This window comes from Halomonas bluephagenesis, assembly GCF_054790765.1.
On record NZ_CP133631.1, the window covers coordinates 1,641,242 to 1,664,935 of the forward strand.

At 52.6% G+C, this 23,694-nt stretch carries 16 protein-coding genes and 1 pseudogene; 9 read left to right on the plus strand and 8 right to left on the minus strand.

From position 1 onward, the window contains the following. Nucleotides 1–81: 81 nt before the first annotated feature. Nucleotides 82–2,781: a bifunctional diguanylate cyclase/phosphodiesterase gene (locus REH51_RS07220; RefSeq protein ID WP_498937373.1), complete on the minus strand. Its 2,700-nt coding sequence runs from the start codon at nucleotides 2,779–2,781 to the stop codon at nucleotides 82–84. Between the two features lie 218 nt (nucleotides 2,782–2,999). Here REH51_RS07220 and REH51_RS07225 point away from each other — a divergent pair, with 218 nt between their 5' ends. Then, on the plus strand, nucleotides 3,000–4,532 hold the full coding sequence (locus tag REH51_RS07225) for a GGDEF domain-containing protein (protein ID WP_234668000.1): 1,533 nt from the start codon (nucleotides 3,000–3,002) through the stop codon (nucleotides 4,530–4,532). 14 nt (nucleotides 4,533–4,546) lie between these two features. Here REH51_RS07225 and REH51_RS07230 read toward each other — a convergent pair whose 3' ends face one another. The 4 genes from REH51_RS07230 to REH51_RS07245 form a co-directional block, all read right to left on the minus strand. Beyond that, nucleotides 4,547–5,851, minus strand: a complete 1,305-nt coding sequence (locus REH51_RS07230; protein ID WP_498937375.1) for a TRAP transporter large permease — start codon at nucleotides 5,849–5,851, stop codon at nucleotides 4,547–4,549. A gap of 23 nt (nucleotides 5,852–5,874) precedes the next feature. Then, nucleotides 5,875–6,438 carry a TRAP transporter small permease gene (locus REH51_RS07235; protein WP_498937377.1) on the minus strand — a complete coding sequence of 188 codons (564 nt, stop codon included), beginning with the start codon at nucleotides 6,436–6,438 and terminating at the stop codon, nucleotides 5,875–5,877. Nucleotides 6,439–6,517: 79 nt separating this feature from the next. Further along, nucleotides 6,518–7,507, minus strand: a complete 990-nt coding sequence (locus REH51_RS07240) for a TRAP transporter substrate-binding protein (protein WP_498937379.1) — start codon at nucleotides 7,505–7,507, stop codon at nucleotides 6,518–6,520. A 32-nt stretch (nucleotides 7,508–7,539) separates the two neighbouring features. Beyond that, nucleotides 7,540–8,529 (minus strand): LysR family transcriptional regulator, encoded by a 990-nt coding sequence (locus tag REH51_RS07245; protein ID WP_009722977.1) that lies wholly within the window; start codon nucleotides 8,527–8,529, stop codon nucleotides 7,540–7,542. A gap of 649 nt (nucleotides 8,530–9,178) precedes the next feature. On the opposite strand from REH51_RS07245, the gene REH51_RS07250 reads away from it, so the two are divergent. From REH51_RS07250 to REH51_RS07260, 3 genes are read left to right on the plus strand one after another with little or no spacing between them, the layout of a single operon-like run. Next, nucleotides 9,179–9,931, plus strand: coding sequence for a 5-oxoprolinase subunit PxpA (locus REH51_RS07250; RefSeq protein ID WP_009722978.1), 753 nt, complete (start codon nucleotides 9,179–9,181; stop codon nucleotides 9,929–9,931). Further along, entirely contained in the window at nucleotides 9,928–10,632 is a 705-nt protein-coding gene (gene pxpB, locus REH51_RS07255; RefSeq protein WP_498937382.1) for a 5-oxoprolinase subunit PxpB, read from the plus strand. Before REH51_RS07250 ends, pxpB begins: the two co-directional genes overlap by 4 nt. Continuing rightward, nucleotides 10,629–11,561 (plus strand): 5-oxoprolinase subunit C family protein, encoded by a 933-nt coding sequence (locus tag REH51_RS07260; protein WP_498937384.1) that lies wholly within the window; start codon nucleotides 10,629–10,631, stop codon nucleotides 11,559–11,561. Before pxpB ends, REH51_RS07260 begins: the two co-directional genes overlap by 4 nt. 105 nt (nucleotides 11,562–11,666) lie before the next feature. Here REH51_RS07260 and katG read toward each other — a convergent pair whose 3' ends face one another. After that, complete coding sequence (katG, locus tag REH51_RS07265) at nucleotides 11,667–13,820, minus strand: catalase/peroxidase HPI (RefSeq protein ID WP_009722981.1); 2,154 nt, start codon at nucleotides 13,818–13,820, stop codon at nucleotides 11,667–11,669. A gap of 441 nt (nucleotides 13,821–14,261) precedes the next feature. Here katG and REH51_RS07270 point away from each other — a divergent pair, with 441 nt between their 5' ends. The 5 genes and pseudogenes from REH51_RS07270 (at nucleotide 14,262) to REH51_RS07290 (ending at nucleotide 20,182) form a co-directional block, all read left to right on the plus strand. After that, nucleotides 14,262–14,732, plus strand: a complete 471-nt coding sequence (locus REH51_RS07270; RefSeq protein ID WP_009722982.1) for a GspH/FimT family pseudopilin — start codon at nucleotides 14,262–14,264, stop codon at nucleotides 14,730–14,732. Between the two features lie 19 nt (nucleotides 14,733–14,751). Then, complete coding sequence (pilV, locus tag REH51_RS07275; RefSeq protein ID WP_009722983.1) at nucleotides 14,752–15,159, plus strand: type IV pilus modification protein PilV; 408 nt, start codon at nucleotides 14,752–14,754, stop codon at nucleotides 15,157–15,159. A 1-nt stretch (nucleotide 15,160) separates the two neighbouring features. Beyond that, nucleotides 15,161–16,219, plus strand: coding sequence for a PilW family protein (locus tag REH51_RS07280; RefSeq protein WP_009722984.1), 1,059 nt, complete (start codon nucleotides 15,161–15,163; stop codon nucleotides 16,217–16,219). Between the two features lies 1 nt (nucleotide 16,220). After that, a complete protein-coding gene (locus REH51_RS07285) occupies nucleotides 16,221–16,661 on the plus strand; it encodes a pilus assembly PilX family protein (RefSeq protein ID WP_009722985.1) in 441 nt (146 codons plus the stop codon). A gap of 836 nt (nucleotides 16,662–17,497) precedes the next feature. Then, nucleotides 17,498–20,182: pseudogene (locus tag REH51_RS07290) on the plus strand (pilus assembly protein). 74 nt (nucleotides 20,183–20,256) lie between these two features. Here REH51_RS07290 and REH51_RS07295 read toward each other — a convergent pair. Continuing rightward, on the minus strand, nucleotides 20,257–21,699 hold the full coding sequence (locus tag REH51_RS07295) for an NAD(P)(+) transhydrogenase (Re/Si-specific) subunit beta (RefSeq protein ID WP_498937386.1): 1,443 nt from the start codon (nucleotides 21,697–21,699) through the stop codon (nucleotides 20,257–20,259). 16 nt (nucleotides 21,700–21,715) lie between these two features. Continuing rightward, a complete protein-coding gene (locus REH51_RS07300; protein WP_498937388.1) occupies nucleotides 21,716–23,287 on the minus strand; it encodes a Re/Si-specific NAD(P)(+) transhydrogenase subunit alpha in 1,572 nt (523 codons plus the stop codon). Between the last annotated feature and the right edge of the window lie 407 nt (nucleotides 23,288–23,694).

The following is a 23,694-nucleotide window of genomic DNA, read 5'->3' on the forward strand; positions in this document are numbered from 1 at the left end:
GGGTATGCCAACGATGATGACAGGACGATGACGCTATTGCTGAGAATGGTTATTGCTCGCCTTACCTATCCATAAAATGGCTTAAGGGGTTAACCACATTGCCGCGAACTCATCAGCGGGTAACGGGCGGCCAAACCAGTATCCCTGAGCTTCGCTGCAGCCCATTTTTGCTAGTAAATCGGCCTGGGCCGAGCTTTCAACACCCTCTGCAAGAGTTTTCATATCTAGCGTGTCGGCCATGGCGATGATGGTTTGTACAATCGCCCGATCATGATGGTTATCGAGCATGTCACGCACAAACGAAATGTCTATCTTCAACGCATCCGCAGCGAAGCGCCGCAAATAAGAGAGCGATGAGTAACCTGTACCGAAATCATCAATAAACAGCGCGTAGCCAGCCTGACGCATAGACTGAGTAATCGTGACCGCTTGATCGGGATCACGCATAAAATCGCTTTCGGTGAGTTCTAACGCAATGGCGCATGGAGGTACGCAGGCAGTTAGCTTAGCCACATGTGCGGTTAGCTGAGGGTCGGCAAACTGTTGGGCCGAAATATTGATTGAGAGCCTTCCCGGCAACGGCGTATTGTTGGTTTGCCAAACGCTTAGCTGACTTGCCGCTTCTTCTAGCACCCAGTCTCCCAGCATGCGGATCAAGCCACGCTCTTCCGCCAGAGGAATGAACTCGCCGGGGCTTACCCAGCCCCACTCAGGGTCATACCAGCGGCACAGCGCTTCAGCCCCCTTCAATGTTTTGCTAGCAAGACTAAACTGGGGTTGGAAGTAAAGTTGTAAACGCCCTTCAATAATGGCTTGATGCAGGCGCTCGGTCATCCATTGCCGGCGTTCCATCGTCTGACGCATCGCCTGTGTATAGGGGCATACGCTATTATCACGTCGTTTTGCGTGATGGAGTGCAATACTCGCCGCGTTAAACAGCTCGCCGCCATCCGATACATCGCTTGGATAGCTGGCTACCCCAATACTGACGTCGAGGTTAAAAACACGATGCCCCAACTGGATGGGACGCTTGATTACCTCGCATAGCTGAAACACTACTTCTTGAAGACGAACATCCTCAATGTTGGGTAGCAGTATCGTAAATTCATCCCCGGAAAGTCGCGCGACAGCACTTTTGGACAGACTGGCTTGCCGCAAGCGCTCAGCCACGGTCACGAGCAACTGGTCTCCTACCTGATGGCCATGTAGGTCGTTAACCTCTTTAAAGCGTCGAATATCCAGCAGCAGTAACGAGAGCGAGTCATCCTGACTAGTCGCCTCTTTTCCCATGCTGGCCAACAGCTCAATGAAACGTGCGCGGTTAGGCAAGCCTGTGGTGTTGTCTGTATAGGCGAGACGCTGCATGTGTCGATGGTCACGGCGACGTTCGAGTTCCGCGGCGGCACCGGGAGAGAGAATTTTTAGCACGGAGGTCGCAAATGCATTGGTGGTCAGCGGTGCTTGATAAAACACCATCATCACGCCAATGGCATCTCCCTTGGCATTATCCAGGCGGCGGCCGATCCATGCCTGGGTACTGAGCGAGGTGCCTGGCAACGTAAACGAATGGCCACTTTGAACGACGCTCTCGCGCTCAAACACTACTCGCTCAGCAGGCGTTCCTTGCAACATAAACGTTTGGTTATCTATTAACTGTCCATTAGCAACTAAACTAACGGTATGGGCTGCTGTGGCGGGCAGCACCGAGTCTCTCTTGTCAGTTGATCCCAAACGCTGTGGAACAGGTTGATCCAGTAATGCGATAAACCCGGCATCTGCTTCTAATAACGTGGCTAACGTGGCGATCAATTGGTGAAAATAATCATCTCCTACGCGTGAGGTAACCGTCGTGGCTACTTGTACTACCGCGTCCTGCACGCGTTGCGATTCGTGCTGATCAGTCACATCCGAGATAAAGCCCTCGAGATAGGCCACATGACCATCATCATCGATGACAGCTTGACCTTGCTCCCACATCCAGCGGTAGCTGCCATCCCGATGACGTAATCGGTACACCACGCGATATGGCTGACGCTGTTGAATTGCCTGCTGTGCTGCTAAATAGAGACGATCCTGATCGGCTTCATGTATGAGGGAGGCGAAGCTTATGAGCCGATTGTCTTGTAACTCGTCCGGATGATAGCCCGTGAGCGCTTCAGCACCTTGGCTAACCAACTGCATCGTCCAGTGTTGGTCATTCAGGCAACGATAGGCCATTCCAGGAAGGTGATTGAGCAATGTATTTAAACGCCGCTCACTCTCCCGAGCCACTTCTTCACTTTGACGAAGCGCTTGCTCGGCTTGGCAACGGCCTAGCTCGGCGCCCGCTTGAGCGGCCACAATGCGCAAGATTTCGTTTTCAAGCCCATCGAGCTGCATCGGCTTATTACTTAACACCGCTAAGATGCCAATGGCGGAGCCATCTGATGAAAATAGAGGCAGCCCCATGTAGCTCTCCGCACCCAGTTGGCCGAGCAACTCGTCTTTAGGAAAGCGCGCCTGAACATCACAGGCATACAAGCAAGGCTCTCGACCTAAAACGGTTTCACAAGGCGTTCCAATGAGAGAATAAGCGATATTTTCCTGATGACAATTATTTGACCAAACGGCCAACGTTGTGGCCATATTAGGCTCGGTGACCACAGCGATCAACGCATGATCAATCCCAAGCAGTTGGGCAAGTTGCTCGACAAGCGTCGTATAAAAGTCAGGTCTTCCGCTGCGCCCCAAACCTTCCGCCAACTGGCGAAAAATCTCTAACGCTTCGTTTCTGGTGTGCATTGGCGCACTCACTTTTGTCATTCTAGAGCAGCTGCCCACATAGCGCTGTTGCAATAAGCTGTTGCAATAAAATGCAGCGGGATACAGCATAAACAGCTATTTTACTGATTTACAATGCCTACATATGACACTGCTAACACACGCAGACTCTATGATTGATCGCTTAGCACATAACTTAGTGGCTGCTCGCTACGCTGGACAGCACGTTGGGAGATAACATGACGGGCCTTTCAGCAGTAAACGAAACACTTTATGCCTCGCTCACTAATGAGCTGCCCGATTTTCTTAGTAACGCGTTATTACGGGCTGCTAACCTACCTTCGCTGCCTGCTGTTGCCATGCAAGTGCTTGAAGTAGCGCGTTCTCCCCGGGCTCCTCTAAGCGACTATGCTCGCGTCATTGAACGTGACCCTGGGTTAACGGCTCGCCTTATTGCGGCCGCCAATAGCGTGCACTACCTTCGCTCAGCTCATCCTGCACAAACCAGCTTGGAAGCAACACAGCGACTGGGGTTAGACGCAACGCTTGCCACCGTATTGAGCTTCACTCTGTTTCCTTGGCCACCCGCTGAGAATGCGGCTCTACAAACATGGCGCCGCGTCATTGTTGCAGCCGTGGTAGCAAGCAAGCTGGCTCACCAACTCTGTCCCGAAAAGGTAGGCAGCGTGTTCACGCTTGCCCTGCTACAAGATATTGGCATTCTGGCGATCCTCACCACCTACCCAGACGAAGCCGAAACACTATACGCGGAACATCAAATACCTCACGCACGGTTGGTCAACGCTGAACGCCGTCGCTTCGGCAGTGACCATACGCGGATCGGCGCTTGGTTAGCCGCAAAGTGGGGTTTACCGTCCCCAATCGTGCACGCTATTTACCAAAGCCATGATGGCTTTTTAACCGATGACATGGCAACACTCTGTCTACGTTTATCCGGTTCAATCGCCGATGCTTGGCTCAGCCCTGAGCCAAGTACCGCCTTAGCAATGTTGCTTAAACAGTTAGCGGTCACAGAAACGCTGACCACGAATGCAATCGAAGCACTTTTCCATCAGCTGCCCGAACAAATTGATTTATTAACTGATATTTTGGATCTCACAGTGCCAGTGCCTGTGGATAGTCATACGCTACTGGAAGACGCACAACAACTACTCTATCAACACGCATTAACACTCACCGCACGATTAGATGCTCAGCAGCAGCAGTTGAACACACTACAGCTGCATAATTCTGCATTAGAAGAACGTAGCCGCATTGACCCACTGACTCAATTGGCTAACCGCGCCTGGTTAGAAGAACAGCTCCAGGAACGTTTTGCGCTTTGCAATGAGCAAGGCCGCACGATGTCAGTCGTGTTTATCGATTTAGATCACTTCAAAGTACTTAACGACCAATATGGTCACCAGACAGGCGACTTGATTCTAGAACGTTTTGGCAAAACGCTAGCGTCACTAACTCGTTCAGGCGACTTGGCTGGGCGCTATGGCGGTGAAGAGTTTTTAATTATCTTGCCCGATGAGACAGCTCAGACCGCTAGACAGTTAGCCGAACGAATTGCTCTGCATTTAAACGAACAACCTATGTTGAAAATTGACCAAGAAGCACTGTATATAACCGCTTCTATGGGCATAGCGTGTTTAAGCGATGGTAATTTCAGCAATGAACGTGAGCTGATAGATGCCGCCGACCAGAGCATGTATTTCATCAAACGCTCTGGCCGCCGGGGCATCTCCGTACATGGCCAAGATTGACCGTTAATTTTCTGCTATCTGTTCATTGCCTGGGGCAGATACAAAGCGATCTCAGGGAAGAGATGCATGAAGGCAATCGCCAGCAACATCAGTAGGAAGAAGGGCAGCGTGGCTTTCGTGATGGTGACAATATCTTTACCAGTAAGTCCTTGAATCACAAATAGGTTAAAACCCACGGGCGGCGTAATTTGTGACATCTCGACCACAATCACCAGATAGATACCAAACCAGATCAGATCAAACCCAGCGGCGCTAACCACCGGCATAATAATGGCCGTTACTAACAAAATCAGCGAAATACCATCCAAAAAACAGCCCATGATCAGCAGCAGCACCGTTAAAGCCACCAGCAGCATCGTGGGAGATAGACCCATTTCACCAATCGTGCGAGCTAACTGCATAGGCACTTGAGTAAAGCCCATCGCAGAGGTCAGAAATGACGCGCCAGCAATAATAAAGGCAATCATGCAAGCGGTACGCACCGCCGCAAATAACGAGCTGGTAAAGATGTCTCGATTAAAGTGGCCATTAAAATGCGCAATGACCATCGATAGCACAACGCCTACCGCAGCGGCTTCTGTTGGTGATGCCAAGCCTCCATAAATCGATACGATAATACCGCCAATCAGCAGCAGAATTGGCACCAGCGACCAGGTATTGCGCAGCTTTTCAACAAAGCTCATACCCGACTCATCAGCACCGGTTAACCCGTTTCGATTACCCTTCAACAGGGCCCACAGCACCAGATAGGTCATAAACATGGCTAAAATCATTAGCCCTGGCCCAACCCCTGCCATAAATAGCCGGGTAATGGACTGCTCAGTCACCACGCCATAAACAATCAGCACGATGGAAGGCGGAATCAGCAAGCCCAGCGTTGATGCGCTAGCCAACGTACCAATCGCCATGTTGCTGTCATAGCCGCGGCGTTCGAGTTCCGGCAGGGTCATTTTACCCACCGTTGCACAGGTCGCCGCTGAAGAACCACATACCGCGGCAAACATTCCACTGCCAATGATATTGGTGTGAAGCAAACGTCCCGGCAGGCGATTTAACCAGGGCGAAAAGCCACGAAACATATTGTCGGCAAGACCTGAACGAAACAGAATCTCACCCATCCAGATAAACATCGGCAACGCCGTTAAATCCCAGCCATAACTTGCTCCCCAAAAATCCGAGGCAAGAATAGGGCCGGGGTCAAAGGGACTAAAAAACTGAAGGGCAACCCAAGCAGTTCCAATTAGGGCAAAGGCAATCCAGACGCCACTGCCTAACAGCACCACAAGGGTAAAGATGGTAGCCAAACTGAGTAATAGCACGAGGGTGTCTCCCGGGTAGCGTCTTAATGCGCTTCGTTGTCGTCGATGGCGGTCACTTCACGGAAGCTCGCAGGGTCACGGATGGCAATACGTAGCGCTATCCACAAGGCTTCCATAAGCGCCAATGCCAAAAGCCCTCCCCCAACGACCAGTACCGATTGAGGTATCCACAAGGGAATAGATAAAAAGCCTGACGAAACATCGTTGTACTGAAGGCTTTCCCTTGCCAATCCAATAAAGCCATAGGTCAGTAAAAAGCTGATCACTACCGCAATGAGTAGCCCAAACACCTCAAACCAGACGCGTATGGCAGCAGGTAGGCGGGAGATAAGCAGTGTTACCCGAATATGCGCATGGTGAACAAAGGTGTAGGCAAGCCCAAGAAACGTTGCTCCTACTAACAAATAAGACGCCATTTCAGAAACACCGGTGATGCTCACGCCGAGTCGGCTAAGGCCAACCAAAACAAGCAGCGCATCTACTAACCGAAACGTGACCTGCAGTGCGATAAGTGCACAAATAGCCACCATACACGCCGCTGCACCCCAGGCACCGAGGCGGTAGAGTTTGTCGAATTTAAACATCATGTTCGCAGTCTCATTGAGCGCGTGGGTGGGAAGGGCGACAAACGTAGCCGCCCTTTAAGCCAGCCTTAGTTAGTAAACTTTAGTTATCGCGCTGTTCGCGATAGCTTTCTAAGGCTTGTTTTGCTTCGTCGTCAGCACGGGATTCCCAATCAGCAAACAGCTCATCCCCCGCCGCTTGCAGGGCAGCAGAGACCGCATCATTAGGCTGGGAAACTGAAATGCCATTTTCCCTCAGTGCTTCCAGGCTAGTTTCATTGTTCTCACGGCTCATTTGCCAGCCACGCTCTTCAGCCCGAGCAGCAGCTTCCATCAGCGCGTCTTGGGTGGCTTCATCTAAACGGTCAAAGCTACGCTGACTCATAAACACAATATTTTTAGCCAGCCACAAGTTGGCATCGGTGTAGTCGGTCACGTAGTCCCAGGCAGCCATGGAGTTACCGGTAGAGCTTGAGGTAATCATGGCATCCACACGACCGGTGCTAAACGCGGTAGGAATATCAGACTCTTCAGTTTCCGTCGGGCTTCCGCCTAAATTATCAACGAAGCGCTGAGTATTAATATTCGGCGCACGCACCCGCAGGCCATCAAACTGATCGGGGTCCGTTAGCGGCGCTGAGGTGTAAATGCCCTGGGCTGGCAAAGCCACTGCATACAAAGGAACCATGCCTTCATAGGCAAATAACTCAGCAATCATCGGTTTCGTGGCTTCCCATAAGGCATAGGCATCTTCATAACTACCGGCGACACCCGGCAACGTATCGACTTCGAAAATAGGGTCATCATTGGAAAGAATAGAGAGGAACACTTCACCAGCATCGATAGTGCCGCGACGCACCGACGGTTTAATTTCACCATGAGAGACCAGTGAACCACCGCTGTGCACCGTAATGGTTAAGTCACCGTTTGTTGCCTCAGCCACATCCTCAGCAAACTGTTTGTTGTTCTGGGTATGGAAGCTTGCATCACCATAAGGCGTTGCCATGGTCCATTCAGCCGCATGAGCGGTCGCTGTAGCGGCAAGGCTGCAAGCGGTCACTAGCAGTAATGGCGTTGTTATACGTTTATGCATGGGGACGTCCTCTTATTCATATTAATGGAAGTTCAGGTTAATCGAGGTATTGCTTCGGGGGTGGCAGGGGTTGCGCTAGGTTGAACCCAGCGGCCGGTGAAACAAGTGCTTGCCATGTCAGCGCGCCGCGCTCTGGCGTAGTCAGATGCACACTCTTGGGCGATACGGCCCACGCTGCGACAAAAACGAGGATGATTTGCACTGCGCCATATCACATCATAGTTCATAGGCGGCAAAGGAATGGGTAGCGCTAAACGGTATAGATCACCTCGACGCCACTCATCTAATACAGTAGCGACGGGTAGTGCACCAATTCCCAGCCCTTCCATCGTCATCCGTGCAATGGTCATCAATGTGCTTACGCTATGGATACGAGGCTGCTGAACGCCCACGTCTGAAAGGTAACGCACTAGCTCTTCATAAGGGCGAGCCTGCCTGCCAAAGGAAATAAACGGCAACGACTGGCACCAAGCATTGGGGTGTTCGCTTAGCAACGCGGCATGGCGAGGTGAGATAAACATACCCATCTCGTAAGGGCTTAACGTATCGCACTCAATTTGCTCTGGGGCCGAGTAACCATTCATTGCCAGCAAAATATCAAGCTCGTTGCGCATAAGCCGATCATTAAGAACCGGAGAGTAATCAACCGTTAGCTCAATAATGAGCTCTGGAAAGCGCTCAGTAAGCTGCTGAATAAATGCAGGAAACCAGCTATGGGCAATAGTTTCGATGGTGCCGAGCCGAAGAGGCGCAGAAAACGTCTCTGCGCTGTCGAACAGCTTTAGTGCCTCATCACGCTGGTGCAGTATGCGTTCAGCATGCAGAAAAAATTCACGTCCACGCATAGTTGGCTGAATCGGACGTGCTGAGCGCTCAAGCAATAGCTCACCTACGGTGCTTTCCAGGCGCGAGATACGCTCAGAAACGGAAGGCTGCGTAATATGCAGGCGTACCGCCGCTTTACGAAAAGAACCCAGCTTTACCGCCCACACAAAGGCGTCTAGCTCTTTGAAATCAAGCATACATTTGCCTAACCAACGGTTGCAGTAACATCGACAGGGACTCCTACACCGCACAGGTAACGTCGCGCGCAGTGCCGCTCCCTAACGCAATGTGTCACTGGGTGAAATGGTCGCATTGCTGTGTAATGCAATCTTGGGGCCAGCATAGTGATGTTATCCACGATAACAGGCTGAACGCTGACAAGCTGACCCATGGCCGACATTTGCATGCTTCACTCCTCAAAACCACTCACTGACCGCCGATTATTGTTGAAACTGCGCATATTCGTCAGGGCTGGCGTGAGCGTTTTTTTATAATCTTTTATCGAGTCGCTTTATTTATTTGATAATCGTATTCCCCCCTAGCGTCAACCATTTTCCCAATAAATAACAGCATGATAGGAAGCACCGATACTAAGTATCGCTAAAAACGATTGGAACTTAACAAGATAGGTTCATATATTGGTTTTAAGACATCACAGTGATAACCAAGCTAATTATTTACAACAAGCATTCATAACAAGCGCTGATAACCACATCGTCACAAGAAATTCTTTAACATTAGCACTCTATTATTAAAAATAAGCGTTCTTTGCCAACGCTGTTAACTAACAACTCGCTGTTAATGAACAAGTTATTCCAATAAATTAAAAACAGACTAGGAGACAACATGGCAATCCCACTGCTGAACTGCGATATGGGCGAAAGCTTCGGTAATTGGTCGATTGGCTTAGATACCGAGGTGATGCCTCACGTTGACTGTGCCAACATTGCCTGTGGTTACCACGCTTCTGATCCCCATGTTATGCGGCGCACGGTTGCCTTGGCCAGTCAGCATGGCGTTCGTATTGGCGCCCACCCCGGCTACCCCGATTTAATGGGATTTGGTCGTCGCTCCATGGCCTGCTCGCCCGCCGAAGTAGAAGATATGGTGCTCTATCAAGTCGGCGCGCTGGCTGGGATTTGCCAAGCAGAAGGCGCAAGACTCAGCTATATCAAGCCCCACGGGGCGATGTATAACGACATGGCGGCGAATCTCGAGTTATTGGAAGGTGCCATGCGCGCGGTACGTGCTTATGATGCCAGCCTTCCGCTAATGGTCATGGCAACTGCCGATCCAGAGCCTCACCGCCAGTTGGCGAAAAAAATGGGCATTACCCTGTGGTTTGAAACGTTCGCAGACCGCGCTTATGAAGCGACCGGACACCTCGCCTCTCGCCGTCTGGCGGGCGCGGTCCATCATGATCAGGCCACTATCGTTGCGCAAGCCGTGGCGCTCGCCAAAGGCGAGGCGCTGACCGCCCGGGATGGCAGCGCGTTGCTGCTGCCCTGCGACACCCTGTGCGTGCATGGCGACAATCCTGAGTCGGTTGCTGCCGTGCGCGCAATTCGTGATGCCTTTACGGCGCTGGAGTCGGCGTGAAACTGCGTTTAGAAACAGCGGCCATGGACGCTCTAACGGTACGGCTGGTTGATACTATCGATGAATCCAATATGGCGTGGATCATCGCTGCCGACCAGGCCCTACGCGATGCGTTGGGCGAGGCACTCATTGACCTGATTCCCTCCTACACCACGCTGCTGGTGCACTACGACTGCCATCAACTAACGTTTTCCCAAGTCACTACGCTGATTCGCAGTGCCTTGCACCATTTAGCGCCCGCCGAATCTCAGAACGGCCAACTGCATGAGATCCCCGTATGGTATGACGAAAGCGTTGGTCCTGAGCTTCCGCTGGTGGCAAAACGCGCGGGGCTCAGCGTTGACGCCCTGATTGAGCATCACTGCAACCATGATTACTGCGTATTCGCGTTGGGTTTCGCTCCCGGCTACGGTTTTATGGGTTTGGTAGATGAAGGCATTGCCACGCCACGTTTGAAAACACCACGCCGCAAAGTCGCAGCAGGCAGTGTGGGCATTGCCGACCGACAAACCGCTATCTACCCGCTTCTTTCCCCAGGTGGTTGGAATATTTTAGGTCGCACCGCCGTGCCGCTATTTGAATACGCTAAGCGGGGTGAGCCGCTGCTGCGCCCCGGCGATAAGGTACGCTTTAAAGCGATTGGCAAAGCAGAATTCGAAGCATCAGGAGGCGATACAACGCCGATGGAGGAGCGGCCATGAGTCAAGCAATGCTGACCGTTAAGCAAGCCGGGCCGCTGGCTCTGATTCAAGATACGGGTCGGTTCGGCGTAGGTCATTTGGGTGTCACCCAAGGGGGTGCCGCCGACTGGATTTCATTCCGCTGGGCAAACTGGCTCCTTGGTAACGCGCCAGACAGCGCGGCGCTAGAAATTGTCATGGGCGGTAACCTCACCCTGGTCGCTACTACCGAGGTGCGCCTGGCTCTCACCGGAGCCGACCTGGGTGCCACCATTGACGGCCAACCGCTCGCTACTAACACCAGCTTTCTACTGCGCCCCGGGCAAACACTCATTTTTAGCCAGCCCCGTCGCGGTCTACGGGCCTATCTGGCGTTTCCTGGCGGATTAGACGCACCAACGATTCTGGGCAGCCGTGCCTGCACTGCCCGCGAGCAAATTGGCGGGCTTCATGACGACGGCAGACCGCTACAAACCGGCGACCAGCTCACCTGGCAAGGTAACTCACCCAGTGAGCGCAGCTTGCCTGAAGGAACAGCCCCCGCCATGCCGGAAAAAAGCTGCCAACTCAGCATGGTGCTTGGCTCGCAGGCTTCACATTTCGCCGGACGCAGCCTGTACAACGCTTTTAACCAGCCTTGGACGGTGGATAATCGCGCTGATCGCATGGGTATTCGTCTCACTGCCCAGCCACTACATTGCAAGCTCGGTGGCATTATTTCTGAAGGGATTCCCCTTGGCGCAGTGCAAATCCCACCCGATGGCCAGCCTATTATTCTGATGAATGATCGCCAAACCATTGGCGGCTATCCACGCTTAGGTGCGCTTACCCCCATGGCCTGCGCCCTGCTTGCTCAATGCTTACCGGGAACCGAGGTGCGTTTGCGTCCCATCAGCGCCAGCCAAGCGCAAATTGCCTATCGGAAGCAATATGCGCTGTTTAAGTATTAAACTGCGATAGATGAGCAAATTTATTAAACGATCAACGCAAAAAAACCCGCATCTCTCGATGCGGGTTAGAACAGGGAAGGTGTTGCTTGGTACAGCAGGTGACATTTACGCGACGTCGAAGCGGTCTGCGTTCATCACTTTTGTCCAGGCAGCCACGAAGTCTTTAACAAACTTCTCGCCGTTATCGTCCTGGGCATATACCTCTGCGTAAGAGCGCAGTAGTGAGTTAGAACCAAACACCAGGTCAACGCGAGAAGCGGTCCACTTCACAGCATCTGTGGCACGATCACGAATTTCATAAGCGTTGTTACCCACCGGCTTCCAGCTATTGCCCATATCGGTCAAATTGACAAAGAAGTCGTTGGTCAACTGGCCTTCACGGTTGGTAAATACGCCGTGTTTAGTGCCGCCATAGTTGGTGCCCAGCACGCGCATACCGCCCAACAGAACGGTCATTTCCGGTGCGGTCAGCCCCATCAGTTGGGCACGATCCAGCAACATTTCTTCGGGTTTGACGATGTAGTCTTTTTTCTGCCAGTTACGGAAGCCATCGGCCAGTGGTTCTAAAGGCTCGAAAGAGTCTACGTCAGTCATCTCATCAGTGGCATCACCGCGGCCTTTGAGGAACGGTACGCGCACCTCGTAGCCCGCTGCTTTGGCCGCTTTTTCGATCCCGACACTACCCGCCAAGACAATCACATCAGCAATGCTGGCACCCGTATCAGCAGAGATCTGCTCATACACCTTGAGTGCATCGGCAAGACGCTCTGGCTCATTGCCTTGCCAATTTTTCTGAGGAGCTAGGCGAATGCGAGCACCGTTGGCGCCACCGCGCATATCGGAACCACGGTAAGTGCGCGCGCTATCCCACGCAGTGCTGACCATATCGCTAATGCTCAAGCCGCTCCCAGCAATTTTCTGCTTAACCACTTCTTCGCAGTAATCGGTGCTGCCAGCCGGAATGGGATCTTGCCAGATCAGGTCTTCAGCCGGTGCTTCTGGGCCGATATAGCGTGCTTTCGGACCCATATCACGGTGCGTTAGCTTAAACCACGCTTTCGCGAAGGTCTGTTTGAAGTACTCCGGATCGGCCATGAATTTTTCGCAAATGGCGCGATAAGACGGATCCATCTTCATCGCCATATCCGCATCAGTCATGATGGGATTGTGGCGAACAGAGGGGTCAGTTGCATCAACCGGCTTATCTTCTTCTTTAATGTCGACAGGCTCCCACTGATGGGCACCAGCAGGGCTTTTTCTTAATTCCCACTCGTAGCCAAACAACAGGTCAAAGTAGCCCATATCAAATTTAGTGGGGTTGGTGGTCCAAGCGCCTTCGATGCCTGAAGTCACGGCATTGCTCGCTTTTCCATCCATGGTCGGATTGCCCCAACCAAAACCCTGGTTCTCAACATCAGAGGCTTCAGGTTCGGCGCTCAACGCATCGGCATCACCATTACCATGGCACTTACCCACGGTATGGCCGCCCGCTGTTAGGGCGGCGGTTTCTTCATCGTTCATCGCCATACGGGCAAACGTCAAACGCACGTGCTCTGCCGTCTTCAGCGGATCTGGCTGGCCGTTTACCCCTTCCGGGTTAACGTAAATAAGCCCCATTTGCACCGCTGCAAGCGGATTTTCCATGGTGTCCGGCTTGTTAACATCAGCGTAGCGCTCATCAGAAGGCGCTAACCACTCTTTCTCAGCCCCCCAGTAAATATCTTTTTCGGGGTGCCAAATATCTTCACGACCAAACGAGAAACCGTAGGCAGGCAGCCCCATAGATTCATAGGCTACGGTGCCGGCCAATATCATCAGGTCAGCCCAGCTAATTTTATTGCCGTACTTTTTCTTAATTGGCCACAGCAGACGACGCGCCTTGTCCAGGCTGACGTTGTCCGGCCAGGAGTTCAACGGTGCAAAACGCTGGCTACCCGTACCACCGCCGCCACGGCCATCGGCAATACGATATGTTCCCGCAGAGTGCCATGCCATGCGGATCATCAAACCACCGTAGTGGCCCCAGTCGGCTGGCCACCATGCTTGGCTGTCAGTCATCAAGGCATGAACATCTTGCTTGAGGGCGTCAAAATCGAGCTTTTTGACCTCTTCCCGATAGTCAAAATCTGGGTCCATCGGGTTAGTTTTACGATCATGCTGGTGCAGGATGTCGAGGTTCAACGCCTCTGGCCACCAATCTTTGTTGGAGGTGCCAGTAGATGTATTACCACCATGCATTACAGGACATTTACCACTCATATTTCTCTCCCCTTCTTGCTCTTTGCCTTGGACTTGCCAAGGAAACAGATGGCCAGCACTTTTACTCATTTTGCTGCACTGAATGCAGTCAAGCGTGCGTCATCGACATATCACTGTTTTAAAGCACCCAATCGATAGCTACAATTTGCTTTTTACGACCAACTTTATAGTTTTTAGCTATCTGCCAGCATAGGTGCTTAAGTAATGTCTCTCAGAATGGCCTCCAGCGGTCTGCAAGGACGATTGTTAAAACCCAGCTTGGCACACATATCCGCTAGCGACCTCTTTCTTAAATACCGCCCGTCAAAATAGCGCTTATTTGTGACGATTATTTTTAGTTGGACGCATGCCACATTATGATATTTTGTTAAATCAAAGTAGCTTATTTAGGTAATTCTAGCGGCAGATTCCAACAGAGAAATACTATATGTTGACGGCAAAATGTTGACGGCAAAGCACTCCGCCCAGGGCTTTACCTTGTTAGAGCTGCTTGTTGCGCTGGCACTGTTTGCCACCCTCGCCACTATCGCCATTCCTAATTTTGCACGCATTATTCAAGAAAATCGGGTTATTACCACGGCAAACGACTACAAACTCGCCTTAAGCTTCGCACGCAGCGAAGCGGTCAGGCGCAACCAATCTATTCGCCTACAGCCTGTTAGCAACGGCTGGAGTGCTGGCTGGGAGGTCGTCGATGACACAACGCCGCTGCGCACATGGCCCCAGTCCCAACACGATATCTCAGTGAACGGTGCGCCTGAGTCTTTCACCTTTAATAGCCAGGGTCGCCTTGTAACTGCAAGTTTCGCCTCCCAGGAAGTATCAATCACGCTGGACGATCGAGGCCGTTGTATCCGAGTGGAACCAAGCGGTATCTCCCGCGTATTAACGCGTCGCCAAGCCTGTGATTGATTCAACGTTGAGCCCTGCCATGCCTAAACAACAACGTGGAATTTCTCTGCTGGAGTCATTGATAGCGCTACTGGTGCTATCCATCGGTTTATTAGGGGTTGTTGGATTACAAACACAGTCGCTGGTACATAACCGTGCCGCCTATTTTGAAACTCAGGCAACCAATATGGCCCAAGATATGCTGGATCGAGTACGTGCCAATCCTGATCAAGCAGCCGTCTACGAACTGAGTATCGGCAGTACGGTGCTCGGTAGTGGGCTTCCCGCCAACGACCTGGCTGAGTGGGTGAATGACCTTGCTAGCGCTCTGCCCAGTGGTGAGGGGGGAGTTACGATCAATAATCGACGTATCAATGTCACGGTACGCTGGGCAGACGCTTCAGCCCCTGAAAATACGCGCCAAATTCAGCTTGTGTCGGAGCTGTAGCATGGACGACCAAATGCCTACAGCTCATCACTACCCTACGTCGCAATCAGGGTTTACCTTGGTCGAGTTGCTCGTCGCAATGGTTATCGGTTTGTTGGTAATGGCCGGGGCTACACAGCTATTTATCTCGTCTCAGCAAAGCTATCGATTTCAAACCGCGCTGGCAAATATGCAAGACGCTGGCCGGTTCGCGTTGGATACGTTAGCTCAAGAACTTCGCCAAGCGGACTTCAGCGGCGGCTGTGCGCCGTCACAAACGACCAACCATCTACGCAATATTGACGGTACTGAAAACGCCCATAACGCGATCCAGGCATGGAGTGATACAAGCAGCACCAACTTTGCATCGCAACTACTCAATCCTTTGGAAAGTCAGCACAGCGTCATGTTTCGTGGTGGGCTTATCTCTCGTACCGGTTTCGCTAGTAACTCGCTAACCATTAGTGATACGGCCACCTCCGCTTCCGCTCTCACTTTTACCCTCAACCGAAACGTAGACAGCCTGTATCGCAATCAGTTGGTACTTCTCCAGAGCCTACAAACCTGCGATGTGTTTTATAACGCCTCAAGTAAGGACAACATGCTTCAAATATCGGCAGGGACCGAATGGCTAGACAATATGGATGTTGATAGCGGCAGCGAAGGAGGAGCAGGCATCCTCCCCTACAGCGTGGGTCAACCCGTTTCTCTTAGTGCCCTTAACAGCGCGCTTTACTATGTTGGCCAAGATCCGGAAAACGATGTGCCCCCTTCTTTGATGCGTTTGAATCTCAGCCAGAGGACACCGCACAACGAAATAGTCGCCAGTAACGTCGTCGCCCTGCGTACCGCCTTCTTAATTGATGACGCCTATCTTCCCCCTGACCAACTCAGTAACGCTCAGTGGGAAGAAGTGCGTGCGCTGCGAATCAGCCTAATCGTACAAAGTGATCAAGCCAATTTACGTCGCACCGCGACAACGATTGCCACCGGGAATTTTCGCGACGATAACGCCTTCAACGCCGATGATGGCCGCCTTTACCAAGCTTTCACCACCACTATCTCGTTGAGGAACCGCTAGCATGAAAGGTGCAGGCGGGTCCCAGCAGCGTGGCATGGCGCTTGTTTTAAGCCTTATTTTTCTCGCTATCATCACGATTCTCAGCCTCTCCTCTATGCAGGGGGCGATTACTCAAGACCGCATGGCGGCCAACCAGCGAGACTACACTGTCGCTTTTCAAGCGGCGGAAGCCGCCCTGCGTAACGCTGAAAATCAGCTTCAGAACGATATAGTTTTTAGTAATGGCTGGCGTACTCATCAAATGAATATTGATGAATTGTCTCGCAACCCGCGCTATCGCGTCCAGCCAATGACACCGCTGGGCTCACGCCCCAACAACGCAGGCGTAGAACTGGTTGAAATGCTCTATCGCATTGAAGCGCAGGGCTTTGGGCTAGGAGAAGATACCAGCGTTACGCTGGAAGCTCTCTATGTTCGCCAGCAGCAAGTGGAAGCGCCATGAAAACAAGATCCATCAAAGCTAGTTCTATAAAAACCAGGTCTATAAAAACCAGGTCTATAAAAATTGAGCTCTTCCGCTTGTCGACCGCCGCGTTGGCACTCGTGCTATCGCTTGGCTATACCACCCCAGCGTCATTAGGTGCTGGTGTTTTCCCGCCTGACCCGCCACCTGAAGAGCCGTCTCCAGACCCTCCTGGAGAGCTGGACCCAGATCCGGAACCAGAGCCAGAACCTGAGCCAGAGCCTGAACCAGAGCCAGAGCCACCGATTGGTGGAGGCGATGACGGCCCCATTGATGAAGACTATGAGATACCTGAAGAACAAACTGGTATTTCATCAGCGCCGTTAAACGTGGTTAGCCGTGTTCCACCTAACGTACTGCTGATCTTGGATAACTCAGAAAGTGGTCAGGAAGGCTTGGATGGCCGCGTGGCTGTGGGTCGTGAACCAGGTGATAGAGAAACATCCCTCTGTCAGGGCAGCAGTTTAAATCCAACTAACTGTCCTGCGGGAGCACGCTCGCCTCTCAGTAAATCGAGCATTATGAAGCGCGTCGGCGATGATCTAATTGAACGCTACCGAGGCGATATTAATATGGGCCTGATGGCCTACCAGCAGAACCCTGCCTCTCGAACACGGGACAACGCCTTTAGTGGTAGCACCGTCGTATGGCGGCTGACTGAGCGTGCGCTTGAGCCGCGATACTCTACCAATGCTAACCCAAGTTGGTATAACCCTGACTTTGAAGGCGCATGGAATGCGACCACGAAACGCTATCGGGCACGCTTACCAGGGCTAAATATTTACGCCTTTTTTAACGTTGGCGTACCCGGCTATATGTTTGAAGAGAATTTCAGTACTGGTCTACCCACTAACGATATCACCGAGTACTGGCGGCGTATTTCCAACCCAACGGCAACGTCTGATCAGTTATCAGAGCGTTACCGTAGCCTTACTAGTGGCTCTTCAGGCTCACCCTTTATTGGCGACGGCATTTCTTATAGCTCACCCGTTAGGTCTAACTTCACCTTACCGTTAGTCGACAGCTTACGCCAACGGGGGATTCCTAACTGGGGATCGCATACCGCATCAATACAGCTGAACCAGTGGGAATGGCGAACCACCTCTTCGCCAGGCTTAGGCTATTTACACGTACCTATTGGTGGATTAAACGCCGATGGAACGGTTAACGACGCGCACTGGGTGGCGATCGAAACAAAACTGGGCTCTCAGCGACATGAGTGGAATGGCTCAGGCACCCCCATGACAGCCCCGAACTGGCCGCTAATCGCGACGGGCTTAACGCCTATCGAAGGCACCATGTATACCGCTCGAGATTACTTTTTAAATAATACGGGGAGAAATAGCGCATTTCGTAGCGATCAGGGACAGCGCTCAAACATCGCCATTCCTAATATCAATAACCCCGATGCCCAGCAGTGTTTGGTCAACGCCAATATTTGGCTAACCGATGGTCTGCCTTCGGTTGATCGTAACGGTAATTCGCTAGGCAATAACGTGAGCGGCGCGCTGGCCAGCGCCGAGGCGGCTATTAAACGACTTTACGACGACACCAATGCGCAGCTTTCCAACCCCGTTAAAACCTACGTTGTCGGCTTTAACCTGCCGCCAGATATTGCCAACCTGCCCAATGTGTCCGACGACCCTCTTGGCGATCTAGCCCGTGCAGGTGGTACCGAACGTGCCTATTTTGCTAACAACGAAGCCTCACTTAACCAGGTGATGCAGCAGGTATTGGGTAATATTATCGCGGCCTCCCAGTCCAACACCTCTGCGGCGGTCAACAGCGATGAATTTGGGCTTGAAGACGGCAATTTACTGTTTACCGCTGGTTTTAGAAGCGACGATTGGTCAGGCCGCCTAACGGCATCGGTGATTCAGCCAGATGGCAGCCGCAGCGAACGATGGAATGCACAAACCACACTTTCTCAACAGGCTGGCAATCGCCGCCTGTTGACGTCTAAACGCTTAGACGATGGTCAACGCGTCGGCGCCCTGTTAAGGCCTGAAAATAGTGGCTTCACCAGCGCCGAAATCAGTTGGTTACAGGGTGTCAATGTTCAGGGACTTCGTCCTCGCACCAACGCGCTATTGGGCGATGTTATCAACGCCAGCCCCGTGGTTTTGCAGGGTAACGAAACACGTGCATCGCTACTGCTGGTGGCTGCCAACGACGGAATGCTGCATGGTTTTAACGCTTCCAACGGCCGTGAGCTATTTGCTTACCTGCCTGCCGAGCTTACCCAAGGTGATACGCCCGCCCTACGTACACTAACCCGCGAGGACTATAACCACCGCTACTTTGTAGATGGCACGCCTGCCGTGCGTGAGGTCAATATCCAGGGCGGCCCGGATGCCGTGGCCGTAGGCACTATGGGAGCTGGGGGCCGCACGGTATTTGCCTTAGATGTTAGTGAGCCCAGCAACATGAGCACAACCGACGTACTGTGGGAGTTTCGTCACCCAGAACTGGGTGCCGGGGTTAGCGAGCCCACTATTACGCAGCTGACTGATGGCACCTGGGTCGCCATTTTTGGCAACGGCTAAAACAGCACCGGTTATCAGGCGTCGCTATTTGTGGTGCGTCTCACCGACGGTAAACTCATTGCTCATTTAAAAACCAATACGGGCAGTGGAGAGACACCTAATGGTTTGGCCACACCAACAGTAACCGCTTGGCCGAGTTTTTCAGGTGCCCGCTTCGCCTACGCAGGTGATTTAGCAGGTAATTTGTGGCGTTTCCCGCTTACCAACACCGGTAGCGTGAACGCGCTATACACCGGCCGATCTGACCAGCCAATTACCTCGGCTCCTGCCGTGACACTAAGCAACAACTCGCCTGATACGCTGATGGTGCTATTCGGCACCGGCAGCTACTTCCGCAGTAGCGATATTGGCGACAGCTCAACGCAGCAGCTCATTGGTTTACAGGACCGTGTTGACCGTAGCCTCTCATTTACATCGGCCAACTTAGCCACACAGCGCATCACCGGAAACGCGACGCGTGATGGCTTCAATTTACGCGCTAGCACAACCGCGGCCCCCACCAGCAGCCAGCGGGGCTGGCGTTTGGAGCTGCCCTCTGGCGAGCGGGTGATTGCCGGGCCTTCTATCTCAAGCACCCTGCCCCGACGGGTGCGGTTTTCAACACTGTTACCCGATGAATCCGACCCCTGCGGCGGTGGGCGTAGTGGTTTCTTTATGTCACTTCTGGCCGACACGGGTGGCAGCGGTGGCAAGACCACCTTTGACTTTAACGGGGATGGTAAAGAAGACAGCGATGAAACCATTAATGGCGACGCCATTACCGGCTTACAAGCAGGTACTGGCGAACGCTTGGTTGGCGTTAACGATGGCAATATCGAGCAGCTATTTGTGGGTAATCCAGATGACCCAAATGCCTCGCCTAACGGCGATGGTTCAATCACCATTGGCTTTAGCAATGACCATTTAGGTCGCCGTTCCTGGCGGCAACTGAGTGGCGAAGAAAACACCAATTAAGCTAGTTGTAAAAAAAGGGGCGGAGCGCTTTGCGCTCCGCCCCTTATGACAACAAGGCTATCGCTGTCTAAACGTTAATCGATTAACGGCAGGAGCGCATTTAAGCTATCTCTTGCATCGCCGTAGAACATCCGCGTGTTATCTTTGAAGAACAGCGGGTTCTCAATGCCAGAGTAGCCAGTGCCTTGGCCGCGTTTGCTGACAAATACCTGCTTGGCTTCCCACACCTTCAACACCGGCATACCGGCGATAGGGCTATTGGGATCTTCCTCGGCCGCTGGGTTTACGATGTCATTGGAACCGATCACGATCACCACGTCAGTGCTTGGGAAGTCGTCGTTGATCTCATCCATTTCCAGCACGATATCGTAGGGCACTTTAGCTTCAGCGAGCAGCACGTTCATGTGCCCAGGCAGACGCCCGGCCACCGGGTGAATACCAAAGCGCACGGTTTTACCGGCTGCGCGCAGCTTACGCACTAAGTCACTTACCGCACTCTGTGCTTGCGCTACCGCCATGCCGTAACCCGGCACGATAATCACGCTATCTGCATCGTTTAAAGCGCTCGCTACACCGCCTGCATCAATGGCGACCTGTTCGCCCTCAATTTCAGCTGCTGGCCCTTGAGCACCACCGAAACCGCCCAAAATCACGTTAACGAAGTTGCGGTTCATCGCCTTACACATAATGTAAGACAGGATCGCCCCTGAAGAACCTACCAGGGCGCCGGTGACAATCAACAGATCGTTGGAAAGCGTGAAACCAATCGCCGCTGCGGCCCAGCCGGAATAGCTGTTCAGCATCGACACCACCACCGGCATATCTGCACCGCCAATGCCCATAATCAGGTGATAGCCAATGAAGAACGACAGCGCCGCCAGCACGATTAATGTCCAGAAGCCTGCGCCGTTGAGGTACATAATCGCAAGCAGCAGAGAAATCGCCGCAGCACCGGCGTTGAGCATATGCCCACCCGGCAGTTGGCGAGGCTTGCCATCCACCTTACCCGCCAGCTTACCGAACGCAATCACAGAGCCGGTAAAGGTCACCGCACCGATGAAAATGGCGAACACCACTTCAATCTGCAAAAAGGTCAGTTCATCAGGGGCCTTCGTGGCCACCAACGCGGCAAAGGCAGAAAACTCTTGCATAGCGCCATCGGCGGCTTGTCCTGCCAGTACCCGGCGACGCTCTAAATCTGCGCTCCAGGCAACAAAAACCGCTGCCAAACCCACAAAACTATGTAGTGCCGCTACCAACTGAGGCATTTCGGTCATTTCGACCTTGCCTGCCACGTAAACACCAATCCCAGCACCGATCAGCATTGCCGGAATCAGCCACCAGTAGCCACCAATACCTGGTCCGAAGGAGGTAAAGAACACCGCTACGGCCATACCCACAATGCCGTACCACACGGCACGCTTGGCTTTTTCCTGATTACTCAGGCCACCTAGCGATAAAATAAATAACACACTTGCCGCAATTGCCGCGGCAGATACGAATCCTTGTCCTAACATCTCGTTTCTCCGCCGCTTAGGATTTTTGGAACATGGCGAGCATCCGGCGTGTCACCAGGAAGCCACCCACGATATTAATCGACGCAATAAGTACCGAAATGGCCGCCAGCACGATAACGACGCCACTGCCTGAGCCGATTTGCAAAATTGCCCCTAAAATAATGATGCCTGAGATGGCATTAGTGCCCGCCATTAGCGGCGTATGCAGCGAATGACTCACCTTCCAGATCACCTGGAAGCCAATGAAACAGGCTAATACAAACACGATGAAGTGCTGCATAAATGAGGCAGGGGCTATTTGACCCAACAACAGCATTAACGCGCCACCCACCGCCAACAAGCCGGCTTGCCGCTTGGTTTGTGCTTTAAAGGTGTCCAGCTCAGCTGCTTTCTTCTCTTCAGGCGTTGGTTCTTTCTCTTTTTTCTTTGGCTTCGCCGCGGCAATGGCTTTTACTTTGGGCGGCGGCGGCGGGAAGGTGACTTCGCCCTGGTGCGTGACCGTGGCACCGCGAATGACATCGTCTTCCATGTTGTGATGGATGACGCCGTCTTTCTCCGGCGTGAGATCGGTCAGCATATGGCGAATGTTGGTGGCGTAAAGCAGCGACGCCTGGGTGGCCATGCGTGAGGGGAAGTCGGTATAGCCAACCACCACTACACCGTTATCAGATACCACACGCTCATCTGGCTTGGTTAAATCACAGTTGCCGCCTTTTTCAGCGGCTAAGTCGATAATCACCGAGCCAGGTTTCATAGCCGCGACCATATCTTCCAGCCACAGCTTTGGCGCGGGCCGACCTGGAATCAGCGCCGTGGTGATAACGATGTCGACATCCGGTGCTTGTTCGCGGAAACATTCCAGCTGTTTCTCGCGAAACTCTGGGCTGGAGGGGGAGGCATAGCCACCGCTTTCCGAACCGTCCTGACTATCTTCAAAATCGAGGAACAGGAATTCAGCGCCCATGGATTCAATCTGCTCGGACACCTCTGGGCGTACATCAAATGCACGCACCACAGCGCCAAGGCTAGTCGCGGTACCAATAGCCGCCAACCCCGCCACACCCGCGCCGATCACCAATACTTTGGCAGGAGGAACTTTACCCGCGGCCGTTACCTGCCCAGTAAAGAAGCGACCAAAGTTATTGCCCGCCTCAATCACCGCACGATAGCCCGCAATGTTGGCCATTGAGGAGAGCGCATCCATTTTCTGCGCTCTAGAAATACGCGGAACCATGTCCATCGCAATAACAGAGGCGCCCTGAGCTTTACAGGTGTCCAACAGTGCTTCGTTTTGTGCTGGCCAGAAGAACGCAATCAGCGTCTGGCCTTCCCGCAAATAGTGAGCCTCTGTTTCCGAAGGTTCACGGACTTTAATCACCACGTCCGCATCACGCCACAGCGCTTCCGCGCTTTCCACAACGCTGACACCCGCGTCGCGATACGTGTCGTCATTAAAGCCCGCGGCAGCCCCTGCGCCTGCTTCCACCAGGCATTCATGGCCCAGCTTTTGAAGCTGCTTTGCGCTCTCAGGAGTAAGCGCTACACGCGCTTCTCCTTGAGCTGTCTCTTTCGGTGCGCCTATTTTCACACGCTTTCTCCCTTGGTTAGCCCATTTCCAGCGCCATTACCAAAACACTCGCGTTTTCACCCTTGGTTATTGGGCGCTGGGCATTATTACTGACACGCGTCGCCGCGCCAGATAGCAGTTTAGGATCTAACGCGGCGACTGCCAGTTACTATTCAACCTTCGATTCAATTGGGTTGTTTAACTACAACACTACCCTTTTTAACAACGATTCCCCACCAAAAGTTAGAGAAAACTACTTCCAAAGTACCGCAGTCAATTCACCCTACCAGTGCTTAACTGAAGTAGTGGGTAGGGCAATAATGATTAACTGCCAACAACGCCCACACCTGCATGTGGTGTAGCACAAGCAACAATACTTGCTACAGCATTTGTAACAACACTCACAACAACATGCTTAACAACGCAGG